This window comes from Jeotgalibacillus salarius, from assembly GCF_004405125.1.
Taxonomy (GTDB): domain Bacteria; phylum Bacillota; class Bacilli; order Bacillales; family Jeotgalibacillaceae; genus Jeotgalibacillus; species Jeotgalibacillus salarius.
Map to the genome: position 1 here is coordinate 20446 of NZ_SORX01000015.1, position 25495 is coordinate 45940.

The window sequence follows — 25495 nt, forward strand, 5'->3', positions numbered from 1 at the left end:
AATTTTATAGCTGAGCACACGTTTGCTCTTGCAATACTTTTAAAAGGAGCTGTATCTGTCTGATGCAAATCGATAAGTTAAGAGGTAAAGAACTGGACCAGCTATGCGAAGCCGTTCTTTCACTTAAAGACAAAGACGAAGCCTACCGATTCTTTGATGACTTGTGCACGATAAATGAAATTCAATCCCTCGCTCAGCGTCTTGAAGTAGCACGTATGCTGCGTGATGGAAATACGTATCATAAAATTGAAACACAAACAGGTGCAAGCACTGCAACCATCTCTCGTGTGAAGAGGTGCCTGAACTATGGCAATGACACCTATGCGATGGTACTTGAGCGCGTCCATCAGGGTGAAAGTGATGAGAATAAAGAATAAAATACGTCAGAACCTCCTGAAATGAGACCCATTTCAGGAGGTTTTTTTATCACTGCTTAACTTCCTTCCCTCATCTCTTTTAGATGCTGTTCTTCGGTGCTATAATAGTACGGATAATGAGTGTTCGAATGGAGGATTTTGGATGTACGATGTCCGGGAATGGAAACATGTATTTAAACTGGACCCTAATAAAGAAATTTCAGATGAAGCGCTTGAGCAGATTTGTGAATCAGGTACTGACGCAGTGATGGTTGGCGGATCTGATGGTGTCACACTCGAAAACGTACTTGATTTAATGGCGCGTGTACGACGCTACACAGTCCCATGCATACTTGAAGTGTCTGCACTTGAAGCGATCACACCGGGATACGACTTATATTTTATTCCGACTGTATTAAATACAGAAGAACCTAAATGGTTTAAAGGGCTTCATCATGAAGCTGTAAAAGAACACGGAGATTTAATGAATTGGGATGAAATCCTGGCAGAAGGCTACTGTATTTTAAATCCGGATTGTAAAGCAGCTGCGTTAACGAAAGCAAATACTGCCTTAAGTGATGATGAAGTGGTTGCATATGCACGTATGGCTGAACATCTGTTTTCACTCCCGGTTTTTTATATTGAATATAGCGGAATTTACGGAGATCCGTCTCTTGTTAAGAAAGTAAGTGCTGAATTAAAAAATACAGTGCTTTTTTATGGCGGCGGTATTCAAAGTGAAAAAGAAGCTGTAGAGATGGCGGCATTCGCCGATGTCATTGTGGTTGGGAACATTATCTATGCTGATTTAAAAGAAGCTTTGAAAACAGTTTTGAAATAGAACTTATAAAAGACAAGGGGATTTACTGCAAAGCTGATGATTGGAGCGTAAGGGGGCGACTGCTGCGGAAAAACGATCGGGAAAGACCCCGCAAGGCAGTGGTTTTCTGCCTGACCTGAGCGTTCGTCCGCGGAAAGCGTCCCCCTGAAGTGGAAATCATCAGCCAACTTCAAGAAAGTCCAGATTAAAGTTGTCCGGAAACAAAAGTTCGGGCTATAATAAGAACAAACGTTCGAGGTGGTGCAACGATGCAATTTTTAACAGATCGTCTGCTGAACGGGATGAACCCTGAGCAGGCAAGAGCAATTAAAGCAACAGATGGCCCGCTGCTGATTATGGCAGGCGCAGGTTCCGGTAAGACCAGAGTACTGACACACAGGATCGCGTATCTAATGATTGAAAAGGGTATAGCGCCATATAACATTCTTGCGATTACCTTTACAAACAAAGCTGCGCGAGAAATGAAAGACCGGGTAGGCAGCATCCTTGGGGGAGCATCGGAAAACGTATGGATTTCAACGTTTCACTCCATGTGCGTGAGGATTTTAAGAAGAGATATTGACAGAATCGGATACAATCGTAACTTCACGATCCTTGATTCAACAGATCAGCAGTCAGTCATCAAAAGGATTTTAAAAGATAAAAATCTGGATCCGAAAAAATTTGATCCGCGGGGTATTTTGTCAGCCATCAGTTCTGCAAAAAATGAGCTGACAACGCCTGAACAGTTTGCTAAAGATGCCGGCAGTTATTTTGACCAGACAATTAGCGAGGTGTTTACTGAATACCAGAAAAGACTGCGCAAGAACTCCGCGCTTGATTTTGACGACCTGATCATGCAGACAATTCACTTATTCGAACGGGTTCCGGAAGTGCTGGAAAGCTATCAGCGAAAATTTCAGTACATTCATGTGGACGAGTATCAGGATACAAACCGTGCACAATATATACTTGTAAAGCAGCTCGCTTCACGCTTTAAGAATCTATGCGTGGTCGGTGATTCAGATCAGTCTATTTACCGTTGGAGAGGTGCGGATATTACAAATATCCTGTCCTTTGAAAAGGATTACCCGAATGCAAATGTCATTTTGCTTGAACAAAACTACCGGTCAACTGAAAAGATTCTTGATGCTGCTAACGCTGTCATTCAGAATAACCCGAATCGCAAAGCGAAAAATCTTTGGACTGATAACAAAGGCGGGCAGAAGATCACGTATGTACGGGCTGACAGTGAACAGGGAGAAGGACAGTTTGTTGCCGGGAAGATCAATGAACTGGTAGGATCAGGAGTCAGAAAGCCTTCTGATTTTGCGATTCTGTACAGAACAAATGCTCAGTCGCGTGTAATGGAGGAAGTACTCATGAAATCTAACATTGAGTACACAATCGTCGGCGGGACAAAGTTCTATGATCGAAAAGAAATCAAAGATATCCTCGCGTATCTTAGACTCGTTGCAAACCCGGATGATGACATCAGTCTCATCAGGATTATTAATGTTCCAAAACGCGGTGTCGGTGCAACTTCACTGGACAAGATCGCTAATTATGCAAGAGACAATGAAATGTCGATGTATAACGCACTTGAGCTGGCTGACTTTATCGGGTTAAGCGGAAAAGCTGCTAAGACTGTGCTTGAATTTCGGGATTTTATAAAAAACTTCACTCAAATGCAGGAGTATTTGTCTGTCACTGAACTTGTAGAAGATATTCTTGAAAAGTCAGATTATCGTGAAGCGCTGAAAGCTGAAAAAACAATTGAATCACAAAGCCGACTGGAGAATATAGATGAATTTCTATCAGTTACAAAGGCTTTTGAAAAAGCAAGCGACGATAAAAGTCTGATCGCATTTTTAACGGACCTCGCGCTTGTAGCTGATATTGATCAGCTTGACAAGGATGATGCTCCATCTGATGCAGTCACGTTAATGACGCTTCACGCTGCGAAAGGCCTTGAGTATCCTGTCGTATTTTTAATGGGTCTTGAAGAAGGCGTATTTCCTCACAGCCGTTCTTTAATGGAAGAAGCGGAGATGGAAGAGGAAAGACGTCTTGCATACGTTGGAATCACACGTGCAGAAGAAGAGCTGTATATCACAAATGCTCAAATGAGAACGTTATTCGGTCGAACGAATATGAACCCGGTTTCGAGATTTATTGCGGAAATTCCTGCTGAGCTGCTTGAAGAACCGATGAAAAAAGAATCTTCTTCAGGCATCAGAAGCTTTGGCAGTCCATCAAAACCACAGCAGAGAAAAAGTCCGGTCATGCGCCCTGCACCACGTAACACAGGAGGCAGTGACCACGGCTGGAGGGTTGGAGATAAGGCACAGCACGGTAAATGGGGCACAGGCACTGTCGTCAGCGTAAAAGGTGAAGGCGATTCGATGGAACTTGATATTGCATTTCCGAGCCCAACCGGTGTCAAACGCCTGCTTGCTAAATTTGCACCAGTTAATAAAGTGACATAAGGAGTTGAGCCTGTGGATCAATCGATTGAAAAAAGAGTGCAGGAACTGCATGAACTGTTGAATCAGTATAACTACGAATATCATGTATTAGACAAGCCCTCTGTACCTGACTCAGAGTATGATCAGTTACTAAATGAGTTAAAAGAAATAGAAGCAGCTCACCCTGAACTCGCTTCTTCCGACTCTCCTACACAACGAGTGGGTGGAGGGGTTCTGGAGCAATTTTCAAAAGTGACACACCGCACAGCAATGCTTAGCCTTGGTAATGCTTTCAATGAAGACGATCTCAAAGACTTCGATCGAAAAGTAAGACAAGTTGCCGGTGACGATGCGATGTACAGCTGTGAGTTGAAAATAGACGGTCTTGCCGTTTCATTAAGGTATGAAAATGGTCTTTTTGTTCAGGGAGCCACTAGAGGAGATGGGTCAGTTGGTGAAGATATCACTGCGAACCTGAAAACGATCCGTTCAATACCACTCAGGCTGAAAAAACCCCTTACGATTGAAGTCCGGGGAGAAGCATTCATGCCCAAACCGTCTTTTCTTAGACTGAATGAAGAGAGAGAAGAGAAGGAAGAAGCTTTGTTTGCGAATCCAAGAAACGCGGCTGCCGGGTCACTCAGACAACTGGACCCCAGAATCGCTGCTTCAAGAAATCTCGATATTTTTCTATATGCAATTGGTGACCCGGGAGACACTGGCGTCAGATCGCAAAGTGAAGGGATGAAGCTCCTTGACGAGATGGGGCTCAAGGTTAACCCTGAACGGAAAATGTGCAAGTCTATTGAAGAAGTAATGAACTATATCGAGGAATGGACTGAAAAAAGAGCCAGCCTTTCATATGATATAGACGGTATTGTCATCAAAGTGGATTCACTTGATCATCAGGAAGAGCTTGGTTTCACAGCAAAAAGTCCTAGGTGGGCAATTGCCTATAAGTTTCCTGCGGAGGAAGTCATCACTGTTTTGCATGATATCGAATTAAGTATCGGAAGAACGGGCGTCCTGACTCCGACTGCACTACTTGAGCCGGTAAGAGTGGCAGGAACAACCGTTCAGCGTGCTTCTCTTCATAATGAAGATCTGATTCGTGAAATTGATATTCGAATCGGTGATCATGTAGTCATTAAAAAAGCAGGGGATATCATTCCAAAAGTCGTAAGTGTCCTGACCGAAAAACGTTCAGGTGAAGAAAAAGAATTTAAGATGCCGACACATTGCCCGGCATGTGAGAGTGAGCTTGAACGCCTTGAAGGTGAAGTTGCACTACGCTGCCTGAATCCCAAATGTCCGGCTCAGCTGCAGGAAGGGCTTACGCATTTTGTTTCCCGTAATGCAATGAATATTGATGGTCTTGGTGAAAAAGTGATTGCTCAGCTTTATCAGAGCGAGCTGATCAAAGACGTTGCGGATCTGTATCGGCTCACCAGAGAGCAACTGATCGGGCTTGATCGAATGGGTGAGAAATCAGCTGACAATCTCTTGAAAGCAATTGAAGCCTCTAAGAAAAATTCAATGGAGAAGCTTCTTTTTGGTCTGGGCATTCGCCATGTCGGCGCAAAAGCAGCCAAAACAATTGCTGAGAATTTTCGCAGAGTAGATGCATTAAAAGAAGCAACAGTTGAAGAATTGTGTCAAATTGATGAAATTGGTAACAAAATGGCCGATGCAATCGTCACATACTTTGAGAACGAAGAAGTATCGGATTTAATAGAAGAACTGCGTGAAAATGGAGTCAACCTGACATATACAGGTACAGTCAAGAAAAGAGCAGAAGATATTGACTCAGCCTTTTCCGGTAAAACAATTGTGCTGACTGGGAAATTAGCTCAATTGACACGCGGGGATGCGAAAGAGAAAATAGAACTGTTAGGCGGGAAAGTGACTGGCAGTGTCAGCAAGAAAACAGATCTATTGATTGCCGGGGAAGACGCCGGTTCTAAACTTACTAAAGCACAGGAATTAAATATACCGGTCTGGGATGAAGACCAGCTGGTAGAAGAAATCACAAAACAAGAGGTGTAGCAGTTAAAATGAAAAAATGGTTAGCCGCTGCGACGGGTACTGCACTGCTGATGAGCGGCTGTATGCCGTCTTTTCAGCAGGAAGATGAAGTCATGCAGGAAAATGCCACGGAAAACAGTGAAGAGCAGACGGTTATTATTCCTAATTTCCAAATATCTGATGAATATTACCGGACATTACTGCCGTACGAAGCATCGCCATCAAGAGGGATGGTAGTCAATAACCTGAATACAAATTATGATATTGCAGAATTTGAAAATGGTTTAATGAGAGTAGCCCAGCAGAATTTTTCAGCTGAAGAATACTTCTTTCAAGCAGGACAGTTCCTTGAGAGTAATACGATTTCAAGCTGGTTGAATCGGGAATTCACAGAAGAGCAGCTTAACGAATATGGCATGGAGCCTGAAGAGAACATAGGTTTAAACCCTGTAGACAACGGTGAAGGAGATCGTGCTGCAAGGGCAGAGAATAGTCCAATCTACCTGGCACATATTCTGGAACATAATTATTTCGTGAAATCATCTGAAGATGAATCAAAGGTCAGGCTTGGTGGAGTCGTGATCGGTCTGGCAATGAATTCAGTCTATTATTATAACGAAGATGGAGACCCGTTTGGTCCGACTTTTGAGGAGAATATTTCACAAGCTAAACTGGAAGAAGAAGGGCAGGCAATGGCTGCTGAAGTCGTTTCGAGAATCCGAGAGATTGGTGCGAATGACCCTGAAAAAGCAGAACTTGCAGATGTCCCGGTTACAGTTGCCCTTTTTAAGCAGGAGCCGAAAAGCACTGTAATCCCGGGGAACTTCTTTGGTTATGCAACAGCAGAAGGCGGTAGTTCAGAGCTTGGCGGATGGAATGCAATGGATGAGAACTATGTATTGTTTCCTTCCGAAGAAGCACGTGAAAGTTACCGGAACGACGAAACTGCATTTTTGAATTTCAAACAGGATATTGAAACCTATTTCCCCAATTTTAATAGTGTAATCGGTACAGGTCTTTATCGAGGAGACCAGCTGGCACATTTGAAAATTGATATCCCAATTCAGTTTTACGGAAAGTCAGAAATTGTAGGCTTTACACAATATATTGCCGGAAGATTAATAGACTTATTTCCTGAGTACTTCGATATTGAGGTCAGCATCACATCTATTAACGGACCTGAAGCGCTTATAATTAAAGAACCGGATGACACAGAACCGTTTGTTCATATTTATGAGCAGTAAGACAAAAAACCGCCATTTGGCGGTTTTTTTTGTTATAAATTCCAAATCTCATCTGCGTATTGCTGGATGGTCCGGTCACTTGAAAAGAAGCCGGAGCGTGCAATGTTATGAATGCTTGAAGTCAGCCAGCGTTTTCTGTCCTGGTAAGCTTCAGATGTTTTTTCCTGTGCACGGACATATGCATCAAAGTCCTTGAGAAGGAAATACTGGTCATTTTCCATGAGCAATGAATCTGATATCATTTCAAAATCATAAAAAGTGTCAGGGAAAAAGCCTGAAGTGAATTGATCAATGATTTTTTTAATTCTCGGATCTCCATGATAATAATCATAAGAATGATAACCGCCATGTTTTTCGTATTTCATGATTTCCTGAGCTGACTGACCGAATATAAATATGTGTTCAGGACCAGTCAATTCTTCAATCTCCACATTTGCACCGTCTAATGTGCCAAGCGTCAAAGCACCGTTCATCATGAATTTCATATTCCCGGTACCGGATGCTTCTTTACTTGCAGTAGAGATTTGTTCACTGACATTTGTTGCCGGGATAATTTTTTCAGCAAGTGAAACTCTGTAATTTTCCAAAAAGACAACGGTTAAATGGTCTTTTGATACAGGATCATAATTAACAAGATTTGCGACTGAGTGGATGAGTTTGATCACTTTTTTTGCATAATGGTAACCAGGTGCAGCTTTTGCACCGAATATAAATGTTTGCGGATAAGGCTTAAAAGAGCTGTCTTCTTTCATGCGGTTATACAGATGCATGACATGCATAATGTTTAAAAGCTGTCTCTTATATGCATGAAGTCTTTTAATCTGAACATCAAAAATAGAGTCAGGGTTAACTGAGATTCCGTTCTTTTCTTTAATAATGTCAGCAAGCACACGTTTTTTATCATGCTTAATCTGATCAATTTCATACTGGAAAGAAGCGTCATCAGCGTGTTTGACAAGATCGTTCAGCTTGCTCGTATCTTTGATCCAGTCAGTCCCGATGACGTTATTGATCGCATTAGTCAGTTCAGGGTTTGCCTGCAGCAGCCATCTTCTGTGCGTAATCCCATTCGTTTTATTGTTAAAACGATTCGGATAAAACTCATGGAAGTTTTTCATCTCACGCATTTTTAGAATTTCGGTATGGAGTCGTGCAACACCATTAATGCTGTGGCTGCCGACGATCGACAAGTGTGCCATCTTCACAAAGCCGTGGGCGATGACTGCCATTGATTCAATCCGGTCCCAGTCGCCCGGGTATGCCTCCCACAGCTCCTCACAAAATCTTCTGTTAATTTCTTCAATGATCAGATAGATTCTCGGGAATAGAGGTTTGAATAAATCAATTGACCATTTTTCAAGCGCTTCAGACAAAATTGTATGATTCGTATAAGAAATCGTTTGGGTGACGATGCTCCAGGCTTCTTCCCAGCCCATTCCTTCATCATCCATCAGGATGCGCATGAGCTCTGGAATCGCAAGGGCAGGATGAGTGTCGTTAATATGAATCGCCACATGCTCATGAAGCTCTGTCAGGTCTGCGTGGTCTTCTTTATAATCGCGTAAAATACTTGCTAGACTTGACCTTACTAAAAAGTATTGCTGCTTCAACCTGAGAATTTTTCCATCATCAGACATATCATCAGGGTATAAAAATTCTGAGATCTGTTCTGTGTCACGTTTATATTGCATGAAATCTTTGTGAGGAGGAAAATGTTTTGCGGGTTCAGCTCCCCACAGACGAAGCGTATTCACTCTGTCAGTATCAAAACCGATCACGGGCATATCAAACGGGACGGCAAGAACAGTTTCTGTTTTTTCATGAGTGAAAACCATTTGACCGTTTTTCTCAGTCCAATTCACTTCACCCCAATAGGGAACCTCGACAGCCAGATCAGGTTTTCTGACTTCCCATACGTTACCGTTGCGCAGCCATTGTTCAGGAAGTTCTACCTGATAACCGTTCACGATTTTCTGTTCAAACAAACCGTGCTTGTAGCGAATGCCGTGACCATGCCCTGCCATCGATAGAGATGCCATTGAATCCAGGAAACATGCAGCAAGACGTCCCAGTCCGCCATTGCCCAGACCGGCATCAGCTTCAGCTTCTTCAAGATCACTGAGGCTGATACCAAGATCGGAAAGACCATCATCCACAAGGTCTTTAACTCCAAGGTTTACTAAAGAGCTGACAAGCAGCCTGCCGAGAAGGAATTCAATTGATAAATAATAAACTTCCTTATGGTCGCCTTTACGGGAGTCTTCATTTGAAGCAATCCAGTTTGTGCTTACATATTCCCGCACCATCATGCCAAGTGTCTGGTATTGGTGCTGCTTTGTAGAATGCTCAAATGATAAACCGCTTGATTGCTCAAGTCTCTGTAAAAAGGCTGCTTTAAATGCTCTTTTATTTTGGAACATGTGTTATTTCCTCCCTTGAAGCTTTTCATAAAGGCTGTAATACTCTGCAGCAGACCGTGCCCAGCTGTAATCTCCGGACATTGCATTTTGCTGAAGTTTTGGCCATACTTCTTTGTTATTGAAGTGCAATAAAGCGCGTTCCACTGTATTTTTCATATCATGTGCATTGTAATCACTGAATGTGAATCCATTTCCAGTAAGTTCAGTATCATGCCACGAATGGACAGTATCATTTAACCCGCCGGTTTCCCGTGCGATCGGGATCGTACCGTACTGAAGGGAAATGAGCTGGCTCAATCCACACGGTTCGAAGAGTGAGGGCATCAGGAAAAAGTCTGCTCCGGCATAAATTCTATGTGCGAGTGCTTCGCTGAATCCGATATAGACACCGGTTTTTTCAGGATATGCACTCGCCAGATAGTTGAAATAACTTTCAAATTCTGGATCGCCGCTGCCAAGAATGATTAACTGCATGTTTTGTTCATTTAATAATTCATGCATCACCCGTTTAACAAGAGATAATCCTTTCTGCTCAGTCAGTCTTGTCACCATTGCTACGATGGGAACGTGCTCTGAAACAGGCAGATTAAATTCTTTCTGCAACGCCGCTTTATTAACTTTCTTATTTTTAATAGTTTTCAACGTATACTTTTTTTCAATATAAGGATCTGTTCCGGGATGGTAAGATTCCGTATCGATTCCATTCAGAATCCCGCTCAGCTTAAATGACTGATCTCGCAGAAGTCCATCCAGTTTTTCACCAAAGAATGGCGTCTGGATTTCGTCTTTATAGGTCGGACTGACAGTAGTCAGAGCGTTGGCACTTAAGAGAGCACCCTTCATAAAGCTGGCTGCACCATGAAATTCGAGTTCTCCTGACGTGAAATACTGATGATCCAGATTCAGCAGATCACCAACAACACTTTCAGGGAACAGTCCCTGGAACTGCAGGTTGTGGATCGTAAATACAGTCTTAATGTTCTTATAAAATGGGTAAGTCCGGTATTGCCGGTCGAGTAGGAAAGGGACCATTCCTGTATGCCAGTCATGCGCATGAATGACGTCAGGTTTAAACGGAATTAGTGGAAGTGCATCGAGCACTGCTCTGCTGAAAAAGGCAAAACGCTCTCCGTCATCAAAATCACCGTAAAGTGCATCTCTCTTAAAATAATATTCGTTATCCAGCAGGTAATAGGTGATACCATTATGTTTTATCGTTTCAATCCCACAGTATTGACGCCTCCAGCCTACATTCACGTAAAAAGTTTTAATTTTTTTCGCTTTAGAAAGCAGGTCTTCTGAGATCGAAGAATATTTCGGAAGCATCACCCGGACATCCGCTCCCAATTTGAGCAACTCTTTAGGAAGAGCCCCGGCGACATCGCCGAGGCCTCCTGATTTTGCAAATGGTGCGCATTCAGATACCGCAAACAATACTTTCATTATTGCACCACCGCCGATTCACGCACGCTGCCTTTACGCAATACAAGCGGCTGTTCAGCTGTTCCTTTTAATGATGTGCCATCAAGCACTTTCACATCTTTGTCCAGAATCACATATTCAAGAGAACAGTTAGCACCTATTTGAGATTTCTGCATCACAACGCAATTTTTCACGCTTGATCCTTCTCCAATCTTTACTGCCCTTGAAACAATACTGCTTTCTACATTTCCACGAATGTCAGCACCGTTGGCAACCATGGAATGACGGACCTGGGCGGTTGAACTGTATTTCGTAGGCGGCTCATCTTTTACTTTTGTGTAGATTGGACAATCTTTCCTAAATAGCTGACTCCATACTTCATGACGTAAAAGATCCATCGAATATTTAAAATAAGTCGGAATTGAATCGATAACCGCCGTATAATCTTTGTGCTCGTAAGCCCCGATCTTATAGTTGTGAAGCGGCTGTTTCGTTACGTCTGAAACACTGATGAACTGTGAACGTTTACGTCCTTCAATCAGTTCGATCAAGAGCGCTTTACTGATCACGTAAATATCAAGGGACTTGCCATTGTGCTGAACTTCAGTAATATCGTGGTCGTGAATTAAATGTTCAGCTAATGCCTCTTCAAAGTCGATGTTTGCGATTACATTACTGCTTGCAATGACCACATAATCCTGGTGACTGCGCTTGAAGAATTCAATATGCTGTTCAAGTCTTGAGAAAGACCCGATACTTGTCGTTTCATTCGGCTCAAAATAAGGAGGGAAGAAGAAAAGACCGTCTCTTTTTCTGTCCAGGTCCCAGTTCTTACCTGATCCGATGTGATCCATTAATGAGCGGTACTGGTGCTTTGGAAAGATCGCAATACTGTCAACACCGGAATTCACCATGTTAGATAATACAAAATCAATAAACCGGTAGCGGCCCGCGAAAGGAATAGAGGCAACAGAACGGTTAAGTGTTAAATCCTGAAGTCCGCCCTTCACAGTAGCTGCATCAATAACTCCTAGTAAACGACTCATGCTGTCACATCCTTTTTCAATTTCTCAACCATCTCCTGCGTGACAAGGATGATTTCGTCATCCCCATCAGCCGGTGAAATGGTTACACCATCCGGCACAGAAATATCGCCCGGAACAATCGCACGCTTAATGGTGGCATTTTTACCAATATTCGCTTCAGGCATGATGACCGATTCATCAACCTGCGCATTTTCACCGATCGACACTCCCTGGAAGATGACTGAATTAAATACTTTTCCTTCAATCACGCAACCTTCATTAATTAAAGAGTCCTTCACTTCGGATGAAGCGCCCAGGTACTGTGGAGGCTGGTTTGGGTTTCTTGAATAGATTCTCCAGGAGTGATCAAACAAATTCAGTCCTGGATTCTCTTTCAACAGGTCCATATTTGCTTCCCACAAACTTTTAACAGTACCAACATCTTTCCAATATCCTTCAAATGGATAAGCCATTAAACGCTTACCTTCATTTAGAAATAAAGGAATAATGTCTTTACCGAAATCGTGTGATGAGTTTTCATTCAGATTGTCCTGATCAAGGTGTTTTTTGAGAGATTTCCAGTTGAAAATATAAATCCCCATTGATGCAAGGTTGTTTTTAGGGTCAGCTGGCTTTTCATCAAACTCTAAAATCTCAAGGTCTTCATTTGTATTCATAATGCCAAAACGGCTTGCCTCGTCCCATGGCACTTCAATCACTGAAATGGTTGCTTCTGCTTCATTTTGAATATGATAATCAAGCATTTCAGAGTAATCCATTTTATAAATATGATCACCTGATAATACGAGAACATATTCCGGGTCATACTGCTCGATATAGTTAAGGTTCTGATAGATTGCGTTAGCTGTACCACTGTACCACTTTACGCCAGTTGCTTCAGTGTAAGGAGGAAGCACAGTTACGCCACCATTGCGGCGGTCAAGATCCCATGCACTGCCGATGCCAATATAAGAATTCAGTACAAGCGGCTGGTATTGTGTCAAAACGCCTACTGTATGAATACCAGAGTTAGTGCAATTGCTGAGCGTAAAATCGATAATGCGGTACTTGCCGCCGAAAGGTACTGCCGGCTTGGCAATCTTCGTCGTCAGGGAGTGAAGGCGGCTGCCTTGTCCTCCTGCCAGTAACATCGCTACACATTTTTTCTTTACCATACTGTCACGCTCCTCGTTATTTTTTTGCTGGCTTCCAAATAGTGACACCAAGCGGTGGAATCTTCATTGTGAGAGACTGCTCTCTTTTGTGAAGGGGCTGATTTTCTGTGTCAGCTGTCTGATTTACGTGATCCGTTCCGCCAAATTGATGCTGATCACTTGAGAATACTTCCTCCCATTTTCCTTCAAAAGGTGCTCCAATCCGGAATTGATCATAACTGACATTTGTGAAGTTACAGATGACCATAAGTGTGTCACTTTTTCTTTTGCCTTTCCTGACAAATGAGTAAATACTTTGCTCAGCATTATCTGCATCAATCCACTCAAAACCCTGAGGATCATGATCAAACTCATGCAGCGCTTTTTGAGACTGATAAAAACTCATCAATTCTTTTGTAAATAAGTCTGATTGGTTATGTGAATCATATTCTTTTAAGAACCAGTCGAGACCCTGTACGTACTTCCACTCATCAAACTGAGCGAATTCTGCCCCCATAAATAGTAACTTTTTGCCGGGATGTGCGATCAGAAAGCTTAACAGTAAACGCCACTGAGCGAATTTCTCCCAGTATTCACCCGGCATTTTATGAAGTAGAGATCTCTTTCCATGTACAACTTCGTCATGTGAAAGTGGCAGGATATAATTCTCAGAAAAAGCATAGACAAGTGAGAACGTCAGTCTGTGATGATGATGTTTACGTTCAAATGGTGGGTAGGCCATATAATCCAGCAGATCATTCATCCAGCCCATATTCCATTTATAATTGAAGCCCAGTCCGCCTTCATGTACCGGCTTTGTCACGCCCGGCCAGTCAGTGGAATCCTCAGCCATCATCAGGAAACGAGGGTTTTCATTAAAAACTGCTTTATTTAATTCCTGAAGAAATTCAGTTGCATATGGGTTGGCCGTTTCCGGTTCACTGTTAGCCCAATAAATAATATTTGCAACCGCATCGACTCTCAGTCCATCAATTCTGAAAAAGTTCATCCAGTAGAGTGCATTAGAAATCAGAAAGCTTTTCACTTCACCTTTTGCAAGATTAAAGTTAGCAGTACCCCATTCCAGGTTTTCACGATCATTAAAAGTGTCATATTCATAAAGCGGCTGACCATCAAACATATATAAACCATGTGAATCTTTACAAAAATGTCCAGGTACCCAGTCAAGAAGAACGCCTATATCCTCCTGATGACAGCGATCGATAAAATACATAAGGTCATGCGGTGTGCCGAAACGGCTGGTGGGTGAGAAGTAGCCGGTACCCTGATATCCCCATGATGCGTCCAGTGGATGCTCTGTAAGAGGAAGCAGCTCGATGTGAGTAAAACCACAGTCTTTTACATATGGAATTAATTCATCGGCGTATTCTCTGTATGTAAAATAAGAGCCATCCTCTTTCTGCTTCCAAGAGTTTAAGTGAAGTTCATAGATTGCAAGAGGTCTTTCATAAATCGGTCTTCTTTTTCTTACACGCTGACGATAAAGCTGATCTCCCCATTTATAACCGGAAAGGTCATATACGACTGAAGCTGTTTCAGGTCTCAGCTCAGAGTGGAAAGCGTAGGGGTCTGACTTCATAATCAGTTCACCTGAAGCGGTCGTAATAGCATATTTGTAAAGTTCTCCTTCTAAATTCTGATCAATCATACAAGTCCAAATGCCCTCATTGTTAAGGCGGGTCATTTCAAACGTGCCGGGCTGCCAATTGTTAAAGCTGCCGGTCACTGAGACAGATTGAGCATGAGGCGCCCATAAAGTGAACTGCGTGCCGATCACCTTTTTTTTCTGTTTTACAAGATGAGCGCCGAAAATAGAATGAGCATTATATAGTGTACCCTCATGAAAGAGGTGTACGTCAAAATCACTAATTGTTTGATTCATGTGCGCCATCCTTTCTATATCATTCGTCTATACAACTTCAACATTAACACACAAAAGTCCTTGTTAATTTTAAATATTCGATAAAAGTTTTGAAAATTCTGAAGGAACTGCTTGTAATGATCGATGCTGCAAATGATCTGAAAACGATTATTTCTGACCGTACAGCATTTTTCCCTTATTCGAATTGGTTGAAACTAGATGATGGATAGAATATAAAGTTAAATTTTAACTTTTAAAATCTATGGATATTTTGAAGGGGAGAATAGGAGATATATTGAAAGCAGATGATCATGTTAATCAGGAAAAAAGATAACAAGAAGTTTGCCGCTTTATGTGAAAATAAAAAAGCGACTGGTCAATTGACCAGCCGCTAATTGTAATCTTATTTGTTTGATTCTACATCATGTACTTTTTCGAATGCATCGTAACCGTCACGTACAGATTGACGTGAGTTAGATGAAATTAAGCTGACAACGATGATTGCAATTGTACTCAGGATAAATCCTGGAATCATCTCATACAGCCATCCGCTCAGGTCGAATACATATACCCAAAGGATAACTGTGAACGCGCCAACAAGCATACCTGCAAGTGCGCCCCAGCGAGTCATACGCTTCCAGTATAGTGAAAGCAGGATAGCTGGTCCAAATGCTGAACCGAATCCAGCCCATGCATTACTAACAATATCAAGAATCGTGCTGTCTGAATCAAGTGACAGGAAGATTGCAACGAGTGCTACTAGAAGAACTGAAATACGTCCAACAAGAACCAGTTCTTTATCAGAAGCACCGCGCTTCAGGAATGTATTGTAGAAATCTTCTGTCAGTGCGCTTGAAGTAACAAGCAGCTGAGAAGATACCGTACTCATAATCGCAGCAAGGATGGCTGCAAGTAAGAAACCTGAAATTAATGGGTGGAACAGAACCTGAGAGAAGAATACAAAGATTGTTTCAGGATTTGCAAGCTCTCCGCCAGTATTTTCAATGTAAGCAATACCAGTCAAACCTGTAAATAATGCTCCGATGATTGCAACAATCATCCATGTCATACCAATACGTCGAGCGCTCTTAAGTGATTTAACATCACGGATAGCCATGAATCGTACAATAATATGAGGCTGACCAAAGTAACCAAGACCCCATGCCATCAATCCGATAAAGCCTAAGAAAGTAGTTCCTTCAAAGAATGACGTTAATTGTGGATCAATTCCTTCTAATGTGTCAAAGGTAGGTCCAATTCCGCCAAGCTCCATAAATGCAACAATTGGTACAAGTATAAGTGCTACAAACATGATGACACCCTGCACAAAGTCAGTAATACTAACAGCAAGGAAACCACCGAATAAAGTATAGGCAAGTACTACACCTGCTGTAACGAATAAACCAAGTGTATAATCCATGCCAAATGCGCTTTCGAATAATACTCCACCAGATACCATACCTGAAGATGTGTAAACAGTGAAGAAAATAATGATAACAACTGCCGAAACAATACGCAGAATCTTTGTATTGTCTACAAAACGATTCTCAAAGTAGTCAGGAATTGTAATTGAATCGTTTGCCACTTCCGTATACGTTCTTAAACGGGGAGCCACAAAAAGATAATTTAAATATGCTCCAATTGATAAACCAACCGCAATCCACATGCCCGAGAGTCCGGATACATAGATCGAGCCTGGTAGACCAAGAAGCATCCAGCCACTCATGTCAGATGCGCCGGCTGAAAGTGCTGTTACGCTAGGTCCAAGCGTTCTGCCGCCAAGCATGTACTCTGATAAATTACCGGTCGATTTTCTATAAGCATAATAGCCAATCGCCAGCATACCGATGAAATATAATGCGAGAGATATATAAACTTCAATGCCAATCTCTACAGCTTCCATCAAATCTCCTCCTTGTAAAATGAATTTTTTGTGTCAAATGTTTCATGACGCTTACAGTTGAATAACCTAACAAATAAATACTTTCTGTTCAAGCGATATAAACTGCATCATATCAGCTTAAACAGCTTTCACCCTTTTCAGCGCAAGGGATAGAGGGTGATTTTAAAAAGGTAAAAATAAAATAATTCTGAAAATTATAACTTACTTTATTGTAATATTAGTAATGAAATATTAGCAAGTAAAATCATTCAGAACGTTGATGTATAAATAATCAGGAATGGAATAAACATCCTTTTGTGCTTTGAAATTGACAAGTATGTGAAGTGGTACACAAATAGATGACCTTTAATTCAATTTTTTGTACAATAGAAATATGATTAAGGAAAGGGTGAGAGGATGGCACGGGGTAAGAGTGTGGATGATTACGTTCAGGAAGGAATATACGGTGCCAGAGAAACATTGCCGGATGAAAGAAGAATGTATTTAACATCAATAAGAGAGCGTATAGAATTCGTTCTTCTTCAAAACCAGGTGCGTGAATCTGCTGTTTATCCGGAAATCGAACAGGCTTTAAAAGAGCATCAGGAACTGAAAATGTTTTTAAATGGAAACATGAATTATCGGTTTCTGTCTAAATACATTCAGCTTGCTGACCAAAAAAAAGTACCATACCAGGTTATAACAAACAAAGAGCATAACTCTGAATATGGACTTGTTCTTGCTCATAATGAAGCGGTTGATAAGAATGAAATTACGCTGCCAAAGAGACATGCGGATAACGGAGCAGCCCCGTCTTTCTGGGATCGGCTATTCCGCTCTTAACAAGTTTCTTCTATTTAAATAAGGGTATGATGAACAACTTATGAAAATATTGAATAATCGGTTTGTCATAAAATCTAGGCAGGGTCTTCAGGTAAAGTTGCCTGAACTCCTGCCTTTTTGGTATGATAAACAGTATTGTGAGTGTTCGAACATACACGGAGGTGAGTCACAATGACGAAAATTACAAAAGATGAAGTGAAGCACGTTGCTCATTTAGCAAGGTTGAACATTGATGAACAGGAAGCTGAAAAGTTTGCTGAGCAGCTTGGCTCAATTATTACATTTGCTGAGCAGTTAAATGAACTTGATACAGAAAACGTTGAACCGACAACGCATGTTCTTAATATGAAGAACATTCTTCGAGAAGATAAGCCGGTAGACGGGCTGCCACGCGAGCAAGTACTAAAAAATGCACCAGACCACCAGGATGGACAGGTGAAGGTGCCAACGATTTTGGAATAGGAGGGCAAAAAAGATGTCTTTATTCGATCATAAACTGGCTGATCTGCACGATCTTTTACATAAAAAAGAGATTACGATTGCTGATCTTGTCCGTGAATCATATAAACGTATTGAAGAAGTCGATGGAAAGGTACAGGCCTTCCTTACACTTGATGAAGAACGTGCACTTGAACGAGCAGAAGAGCTTCAAAAGAAACTTGGAGCTGACGAAGGACTTCTTTACGGGATGCCAATTGGCGTCAAGGATAACATTGTTACAAAAGGTCTTCGTACGACTGCTGCAAGTAAAATCCTTGGGAACTTTGACCCGATTTATAATTCAACTGTTGCAGATAAGTTGCATGCAGCTGATGCCATTACGATCGGAAAGCTGAACATGGACGAATTTGCAATGGGATCATCTACTGAGAATTCTCATTTTGCTAAAACAAAGAACCCATGGAATCTTGAAACCGTGCCTGGTGGATCTTCAGGTGGTTCTGCAGCTGCAGTTGCAGCAGGAGAAGTGCCATTTTCATTAGGATCTGATACAGGTGGATCAATCCGTCAGCCAGCTTCATTCTGTGGAGTCGTTGGTCTTAAGCCGACATACGGCCGTGTGTCCCGTTTTGGTCTCATTGCATTTGCATCATCCCTTGACCAGATTGGTCCCATCACAACTAGCGTAGAAGATAACGCCTATCTTTTAGAAGCGATTGCAGGACTGGATCCGAATGACTCAACTTCTGCAAACGTTGAAGTGCCAAATTACCGCAGTGCACTGACTGGTGACATTAAAGGGTTAAAGGTTGCCGTACCTAAAGAATATCTCGGCGACGGTGTAAGCGAAGAAGTACGTCAGTCTGTTCGTGAGGCGCTCAAGGTGCTTGAAGGACTAGGAGCAACAATTGATGAAGTATCACTTCCTCACTCTAAATACGGCGTAGCAACGTATTACCTGCTGTCTTCTTCTGAAGCATCAGCGAATCTTGCACGCTTTGACGGCATCCGATACGGCTACCGTGCTGACAATGCGGAAAACCTGATTGACCTTTATAAAAAAACGCGTGCCGAAGGCTTCGGAGACGAAGTGAAACGCCGTATTATGCTTGGAACTTATGCATTAAGCTCCGGTTACTATGACGCGTATTACAAAAAAGCACAGAAAGTCCGCACGCTGATTAAGCAGGACTTTGAAAAGGTGTTTGAAGACTATGATGTCATTGTTGGACCAACAACACCTACACCTGCCTTCAAAATTGGTGAGCAGATTGATGATCCATTAACAATGTATGCGAACGACATTCTGACAATCCCTGTGAATCTTGCTGGCGTACCTGGTATTTCAGTACCTGCAGGTCTTTCTGAAAGCGGTCTGCCGCTCGGTTTGCAGATTATCGGAAAGCACTTCGATGAGCGCACTGTGTACCGTGTCGCGCACGCATATGAGCAGTCAGCAAACCATAATATGAAGCCGGAACTGTAGGAGGGAGAAGACATGACAAACTTTGAAACGATTATTGGACTTGAAGTACACGTAGAGTTAAAGACTGATTCAAAAATGTTCTCTCCTGCACCTGCGCATTTCGGTGCAGAGCCGAACACGAACACAAACGTCGTTGACCTCGGTTACCCAGGCGTACTGCCAGTGATCAACCGACGTGCTGTTGACTGGGGTATGAAAGCTGCAATGGCGCTGAACTGTGAAATAGCTGAGTACACTAAATTTGACCGTAAAAACTACTTCTATCCGGATAACCCGAAGGCTTACCAGATTTCGCAATTTGATCAGCCAATCGGTGAACACGGGTGGATTGAAATTGAAGTAGACGGATACAAAAAGAGAATCGGCATTACGCGTCTTCATTTAGAAGAAGATGCTGGTAAGCTGACACATACAGACAAGGGATATTCTCTAGTCGACTATAACCGTCAGGGAACACCACTGATTGAAATCGTATCAGAGCCGGACTTAAGAACGCCTGCTGAAGCTTACGCGTATCTTGAGAAGATTAAATCAATCATCCAGTATACAGGTGTTTCTGACTGTAAAATGGAAGAAGGATCTCTTCGCTGTGATGCAAACATTTCACTTCGCCCGGTTGGACGTGAAGAATTCGGAACAAAAACTGAGCTGAAAAACCTGAACTCATTTAACTTTGTGAAAAAGGGTCTTGAATTTGAAGAAAAGCGTCAGGAAGAAGTGCTGCTTTCAGGTGGAGAAATCCAGCAGGAATCACGCCGCTTCGATGAATCAACCGGGAAAACACTTCTGATGCGTGTCAAAGAAGGTTCAGATGACTACCGCTACTTCCCTGAGCCGGATCTTGTATCAATGGTCATTGATGAAGAGTGGAAAGAAAGCGTACGTAAGACAATCCCGGAACTTCCGGATGCGCGTAAAAAGCGTTATGTAGAAGATCTTGGTCTTCCTGCATACGATGCAATGGTGTTAACGCTGACGAAAGAAATGTCTGATTTCTTTGAGTTAACGCTTGAGCAGGGAGCAGATGCGAAGCTTTCTTCTAACTGGCTGATGGGTGAAGTTTCGGCTTACCTGAATGCTGAACAGAAGGAAATTAGTGATACTGAACTTTCGCCACAGGGACTTGCAGGCATGATTAAGCTGATTGAAGATGGCACGATTTCATCTAAGATCGCGAAGAAAGTCTTCAAGGAACTGATCGAAAAAGGCGGAGATCCAAACAAGATTGTAAAAGATAAAGGTCTTGTGCAGATTTCAGATGGAGGACAACTGCTAGGTTTCGTCACTGAAGCGCTTGATAATAATCCTCAGTCGATTGAAGACTTCAAGAACGGTAAGGACCGCGCAATTGGTTTCTTAGTCGGACAGATTATGAAAGCATCAAAAGGACAGGCAAATCCTCCGATGGTGAATAAGCTGCTGATGCAGGAGATTAAGAAGCGGTAATACAAAATAGAGATGAATGATCCCGGTGAGAGTTGTCGCCGGGATTTTTTATTGTGCGTAAGTTGAGAGAGCCGTTTGTGGGAGGGAGGGGTTGTGAGTTCGGGGCGGAGATTTGTGAGTTCAGTGTGAGGATTTGTAAGCTTGGGTGGAGAATTCATGAGTCTAGGTGCAGGATTTATGAGCTCAAAAATTAATTTGACAGTTCAGTGACAAATTACTCATCTATACAATGGGAATTTGTAATATCACACACACAATCACGGCACATTTCACAGGCAATTCATTCGAATAAAAAGTGCCTTTATGAGATGCTGAAAAACGAGGTGATTAACATGACGAATTTAAATAGCTGGTTTGAAAAAGGATTAACAGCTGAAGAGTATCAAAGTCAGATGGAGTCACATAAGGAAAATATGTCAAAAGTATATGAAGAGTTTTCGGTACCAGTCGAGGACGAAGCAATTCTTGAACAGTTAAAGGAACAAAAGCTGCGTGCGATTGTGATTACTGAGGACTGGTGCGGGGATGCGATGATGAATAATCCTATACTCCTGAAGCTTTCTGAGCATGCAGGGATTGACGTGCGGTTTGTTTTGAGAGACAGCAACCTTGAATTAATGGATCAATACCTGACTAACGGTAAGTCACGGGCTATACCTATTTTTGTATTCATTGACCAGAATGGAAATGAAGTTGCAAAGTGGGGACCAAGAGCAGCGAAAGTCCAGGCATTTGTGGATGAATCAAGATCTAATCTGCCAGCCAAAGAAGATCCTGCATTCAAAGATGGACAGAAGCTCATGATTAAACAGCTTACGGCTGCTTACACTGAAAGAGAAGATTTTTGGACAGATGTATATCATGAGCTAAAAGAGGAACTCGCTATGGTAAAAACCGTTAAATAACGATATGATAAGAATAAGCCAACATACAGGCTTATTCTTTTTTGTTTACATACATTTAAAAGTGATTATAATTTTATAGTATGGGCAATTTACAAAAGGCAGGCTGAATAATATGAAACGAGCTAGAATTATTTATAATCCGACTTCAGGACGTGAGATTTTCAGACGACACCTTCCTGAAGTATTAATGAAATTAGAACAGGCAGGCTATGAAACTTCATGTCATGCCACTACTTGTGCAGGGGATGCGTCTGTGGCTGCTGCAGCTGCGGCAGAACGTGGATTTGATTTGATCATTGCATCAGGTGGAGACGGGACGCTGAACGAAGTCGTTAACGGACTTGCTGAAAAGCCGAATCGTCCGAAACTTGGTTTGATTCCAATGGGTACCACGAATGATTTCGCACGTGCGCTGCATATTCCGCGAGACATTGAAGATGCGCTGGATATCATTATTAAAGGTGATACAATTCCTGTTGATATCGGCAGAATGAACGATAAGTACTTTATTAATATCGCTGGCGGTGGGCGTATCACTGAACTGACATATGAAGTCCCAAGCAGGCTGAAGACGGTACTTGGTCAGCTGGCATATTACCTGAAAGGGATCGAGATGCTGCCATCCTTCAAACCGACAAATGTCCGGATTGAATATGATGGAAAAGTATTTGAGGGCGAGGTTATGCTGTTTTTAATTGGGCTGACGAATTCAGTCGGTGGTTTTGAAAAACTGGCACCTGATTCTTCAATTAATGATGGTTTGTTTACACTGATGTTTTTAAAGAAAACGAATATGGCAGAAACCATCCGGGTCATTTCACTGGCCCTTCGCGGTGAGCACCTGCATGATCCCCATCTTGAATATGTAAAAGCAAATCACATCAAAGTAACTTCACAGGAAACCGTTCAGCTGAATCTGGACGGAGAGTTTGGCGGACTGCTTCCGGCAGAATTCCAGAACCTGTACCGTCATCTGAACGTATGTGCGCCGCTTGATAAGCTGCGAAAAGAAGATCGTGTGGATCAGGATAAAAATGTAGTGCTGAAGAACAGTTTGATTGATGAAGAAGATGAGATTAGAAGTGATAAATAAGAAAAGACCCGGCGATTTTTCGCCGGGTCTTTCTTTCGTTATTAAACCTGCTCCAGCCAATCAACTGCATTATCCATATCAGCTGCAAGTTTTGATGCATCTTCAATTGGTCTCCATTCAAAATGGAACTTAAGTCCATCATCTTTTCCATCGCTTTCTACTGTATAATCCCATTCGTTTTCAACTGGGCGTTTTAATGATAAATGGAAGAAGTTGCGTTCGTAGTATTTTGAGCGGTCCTCTGAATAGTACATGTGTTTGTGGAGTTTCCCCTGTAGTAGCAGTTCATTTCTCTTCAAGCCTGTTTCTTCTTCAATTTCTCGATAAAGTGCATCGATCAGCAGTTCATCGTCTTCAACTCCTCCACCAGGTACCTGAAGGCCAGCTGATGGGTGATCTTTTTGCGAAAAGACAAGCAGTTCAGTCTTTCCGTCAATTTCGCGCGTGATATAAGCAAGTACTTTCTGTTTTACGATTGGTGAATGTCCCATATCGCTTCCTCCTTAATTAGAATATTTTGAATAAAAAGAATAGTTTCTCTAGTTTACACACAATGATGAAAAAAATCAAGCTCATTTTGGTAATTATATGTATACCCCTTATAGGGTATGAGTAAACATTATTAACACTAAATTAAATTAGAAAAAAAGCTATTCAGTGGGAATCGCTGAACCTTTCCGTTGCGAACTGCGCTTTCCGCGGACGAACGCCCGGGGCAGGGCAGAAAACCACTGCCCTGCGGGGTCTCGAACGATCGTTTTTTAAGCAGGAGTCTCCGTTCACCACTCCAAGGTTCAGCTGAGTGATCGTCCTTTAAATAAAGTGCTTGTTAAATTTGGCTGTTGATTTCCGCTTCAGGGGGAACGCTTTCCGCAGGGCGTGCGGTGAGCCTCCTCGACGCTGCGCGTCTGTGGGGTCTCACCTGTCACGCTTCTCCTGCTGGAGTCGTCCCCCTTCCGCTCCAATCACCAGCTGTGCTAAAACAATATTGGGCTTTAACATAACCTTAAATAAAGATACTATTACTAAAATTTTGAGTAACGATGATTAAAATATGCTACAATTATGGGCAGCGATTCTAACGAAGAGGGCGATTAAAAGATGACGAAAAAGCAGGCATTACCTGTTAAGAAGAATGATACTGTAACAGTGACAATAGAGGATTTAACACATGAAGGACACGGCGTTGGGAAGGTGGATGGCTATCCGCTGTTTATTCCAATGACGCTTCCTGATGAAGAAGTAAAAGTGAAGGTGCTAAAAACGACAAAGAACTTCGGTTTCGGCAAGCTTGAAGAGATGGTGCAGGCAAGTGACGACAGAACTGAACCGCCATGCCCTGTCTATGACCGCTGCGGCGGGTGCCAGCTTCAGCACTTCAGTTATGAAGGCCAGCTGAAGGCGAAGCAGAAGCAGGTGCAGGATGTGCTTGAGCGGATCGGTAAGATTAAAGATGTACCTGTTCATCCGACGCTCGGTATGAAAGACCCATGGCGTTACCGGAATAAAAGTCAGATCCCTGTCGGCAGTGAGAGCGGCAGGGTCATTGCAGGTTTTTATGCAACAAGAAGTCATCGGATTGTAGACACTGATATATGTCTGATCCAAGAGGAAATCAGTGATCGCGTTATGAATACTGTGAAGCAGGAAGCTGACCGTTTTGGCATTCAGCCTTATGATGAAGAGCGACATAAGGGTGTGCTGCGCCACGTGGTTGTGCGTTATGGCCGTACATCAGGAGAAGTGATGGTTGTGCTTGTCACACGAACTAAGCACCTGCCGCATGCTGAAGATCTGATCGCTGTTTTACGTGAAAAAGTACCTGGGTTAAAATCAGTCGTTCATAATATTAACGATCAGCGTACAAATGTCATTCTTGGTAACAAGGGACAGACAATCTGGGGCAGTGATGTGATTTATGATTCCATTGGCGAAGTAAAGTTTGCCATCTCAGCACGAAGCTTTTACCAGATCAATCCCGTGCAGACAGAAGTACTTTATCAAAAAGCGCTTGAATACGCACAGCTGACTGGAGAAGAATCAGTGATTGATGCTTACTGTGGAATCGGGACGATCTCACTCTTTTTAGCACAAAAAGCGAAAAAAGTATTTGGCGTTGAAATCATCAGACAGGCGATTGAGGATGCAAAAGCAAATGCAGAGCTGAATGGATTCAGCAATACTGAATTTGAAGCGGGACCGGCAGAAGAAGTCATTCCTGCATGGCATAAAAAAGGCAACCAGGCAGACGTCATCGTAGTCGATCCACCGAGAAAAGGCTGTGATCAGGCGCTGCTTGATACAATGCTTGCGATGAAGCCAAAGCGGATTGTTTATGTATCCTGTAACCCGGCGACACTGGCAAGAGATTTGAGAATTCTTGAAGATGGTGGATATCAGACGCAGGAAGTGCAGCCTGTGGATATGTTTCCACAGACGAGTCACGTGGAGTGCTGTTCACTACTTGTTAGAAAAGATAAATAAGAGATTTAATGGTGAATAAGAGCCTTTCCTATATGGAAAGGCTCTTCAGACTGTTGAAATTCTAAAATATGTATATAACCAATAAAATAAACCATTCAT

The 25495-nt window shown here is 42.4% G+C and carries 19 protein-coding genes; 12 read left to right on the forward strand and 7 right to left on the reverse strand.

What is annotated here, in order from left to right; all coding sequences use genetic code 11:
- Nucleotides 1–62 precede the first annotated feature (62 nt).
- From E2626_RS16175 to E2626_RS16195, 5 genes are all read left to right on the forward strand, one after another.
- Nucleotides 63–377 (forward strand): YerC/YecD family TrpR-related protein, encoded by a 315-nt coding sequence (locus E2626_RS16175; RefSeq protein WP_134383067.1) that lies wholly within the window; start codon nt 63–65, stop codon nt 375–377.
- A gap of 142 nt (nt 378–519) precedes the next feature.
- Nucleotides 520–1197, forward strand: coding sequence for a heptaprenylglyceryl phosphate synthase (pcrB, locus tag E2626_RS16180; RefSeq protein ID WP_134383069.1), 678 nt, complete (start codon nt 520–522; stop codon nt 1195–1197).
- Between the two features lie 248 nt (nt 1198–1445).
- Nucleotides 1446–3665: a DNA helicase PcrA gene (gene pcrA / locus E2626_RS16185; RefSeq protein WP_134383071.1), complete on the forward strand. Its 2220-nt coding sequence runs from the start codon at nt 1446–1448 to the stop codon at nt 3663–3665.
- Nucleotides 3666–3677: 12 nt separating this feature from the next.
- The gene (gene ligA, locus E2626_RS16190) at nt 3678–5690 is read left to right on the forward strand and encodes an NAD-dependent DNA ligase LigA (protein ID WP_134383073.1); all 2013 of its coding nucleotides are present in this window, start codon (nt 3678–3680) and stop codon (nt 5688–5690) included.
- 8 nt (nt 5691–5698) lie between these two features.
- Nucleotides 5699–6913, forward strand: a complete 1215-nt coding sequence (locus E2626_RS16195; protein ID WP_134383075.1) for a CamS family sex pheromone protein — start codon at nt 5699–5701, stop codon at nt 6911–6913.
- A 32-nt stretch (nt 6914–6945) separates the two neighbouring features.
- Here the strand turns inward: E2626_RS16195 and E2626_RS16200 are convergent, their stop codons facing one another.
- The 6 genes from E2626_RS16200 to putP all read right to left on the reverse strand — a co-directional run bounded on the left by E2626_RS16200 (nt 6946) and on the right by putP (nt 16719).
- Complete coding sequence (locus tag E2626_RS16200) at nt 6946–9333, reverse strand: glycogen/starch/alpha-glucan phosphorylase (RefSeq protein WP_134383077.1); 2388 nt, start codon at nt 9331–9333, stop codon at nt 6946–6948.
- A 3-nt stretch (nt 9334–9336) separates the two neighbouring features.
- On the reverse strand, nt 9337–10776 hold the full coding sequence (gene glgA, locus E2626_RS16205) for a glycogen synthase GlgA (RefSeq protein WP_134383079.1): 1440 nt from the start codon (nt 10774–10776) through the stop codon (nt 9337–9339).
- Nucleotides 10776–11801 carry a GlgC family sugar phosphate nucleotidyltransferase gene (locus tag E2626_RS16210; protein WP_134383081.1) on the reverse strand — a complete coding sequence of 342 codons (1026 nt, stop codon included), beginning with the start codon at nt 11799–11801 and terminating at the stop codon, nt 10776–10778. The genes glgA and E2626_RS16210 overlap by 1 nt, the downstream gene beginning before the upstream one ends.
- Nucleotides 11798–12955, reverse strand: coding sequence for a glucose-1-phosphate adenylyltransferase (locus tag E2626_RS16215; RefSeq protein ID WP_134383083.1), 1158 nt, complete (start codon nt 12953–12955; stop codon nt 11798–11800). The genes E2626_RS16210 and E2626_RS16215 overlap by 4 nt, the downstream gene beginning before the upstream one ends.
- Before the next feature lie 16 nt (nt 12956–12971).
- Complete coding sequence (glgB, locus tag E2626_RS16220; RefSeq protein ID WP_424955145.1) at nt 12972–14837, reverse strand: 1,4-alpha-glucan branching protein GlgB; 1866 nt, start codon at nt 14835–14837, stop codon at nt 12972–12974.
- Between the two features lie 382 nt (nt 14838–15219).
- Entirely contained in the window at nt 15220–16719 is a 1500-nt protein-coding gene (gene putP, locus E2626_RS16225) for a sodium/proline symporter PutP (protein ID WP_424955146.1), read from the reverse strand.
- Nucleotides 16720–17133: 414 nt separating this feature from the next.
- Here putP and E2626_RS16230 point away from each other — a divergent pair, with 414 nt between their 5' ends.
- The 6 genes from E2626_RS16230 to E2626_RS16255 all read left to right on the forward strand — a co-directional run bounded on the left by E2626_RS16230 (nt 17134) and on the right by E2626_RS16255 (nt 22912).
- Nucleotides 17134–17541, forward strand: a complete 408-nt coding sequence (locus E2626_RS16230; RefSeq protein WP_166786856.1) for a YueI family protein — start codon at nt 17134–17136, stop codon at nt 17539–17541.
- A gap of 171 nt (nt 17542–17712) precedes the next feature.
- On the forward strand, nt 17713–18003 hold the full coding sequence (gene gatC, locus E2626_RS16235; RefSeq protein ID WP_134383089.1) for an Asp-tRNA(Asn)/Glu-tRNA(Gln) amidotransferase subunit GatC: 291 nt from the start codon (nt 17713–17715) through the stop codon (nt 18001–18003).
- Between the two features lie 13 nt (nt 18004–18016).
- On the forward strand, nt 18017–19468 hold the full coding sequence (gene gatA / locus E2626_RS16240) for an Asp-tRNA(Asn)/Glu-tRNA(Gln) amidotransferase subunit GatA (protein WP_134383091.1): 1452 nt from the start codon (nt 18017–18019) through the stop codon (nt 19466–19468).
- A gap of 12 nt (nt 19469–19480) precedes the next feature.
- On the forward strand, nt 19481–20914 hold the full coding sequence (gatB, locus tag E2626_RS16245) for an Asp-tRNA(Asn)/Glu-tRNA(Gln) amidotransferase subunit GatB (RefSeq protein ID WP_134383093.1): 1434 nt from the start codon (nt 19481–19483) through the stop codon (nt 20912–20914).
- Nucleotides 20915–21246: 332 nt separating this feature from the next.
- Nucleotides 21247–21819 (forward strand): thioredoxin family protein, encoded by a 573-nt coding sequence (locus E2626_RS16250; protein WP_134383095.1) that lies wholly within the window; start codon nt 21247–21249, stop codon nt 21817–21819.
- A 112-nt stretch (nt 21820–21931) separates the two neighbouring features.
- The gene (locus E2626_RS16255; RefSeq protein ID WP_134383097.1) at nt 21932–22912 is read left to right on the forward strand and encodes a diacylglycerol kinase; all 981 of its coding nucleotides are present in this window, start codon (nt 21932–21934) and stop codon (nt 22910–22912) included.
- Between the two features lie 41 nt (nt 22913–22953).
- Here the strand turns inward: E2626_RS16255 and E2626_RS16260 are convergent, their stop codons facing one another.
- Nucleotides 22954–23403: an NUDIX hydrolase gene (locus E2626_RS16260; RefSeq protein WP_134383099.1), complete on the reverse strand. Its 450-nt coding sequence runs from the start codon at nt 23401–23403 to the stop codon at nt 22954–22956.
- A 610-nt stretch (nt 23404–24013) separates the two neighbouring features.
- Here E2626_RS16260 and rlmD point away from each other — a divergent pair.
- Entirely contained in the window at nt 24014–25396 is a 1383-nt protein-coding gene (rlmD, locus tag E2626_RS16265) for a 23S rRNA (uracil(1939)-C(5))-methyltransferase RlmD (RefSeq protein ID WP_134383101.1), read from the forward strand.
- Nucleotides 25397–25495 lie beyond the last annotated feature (99 nt).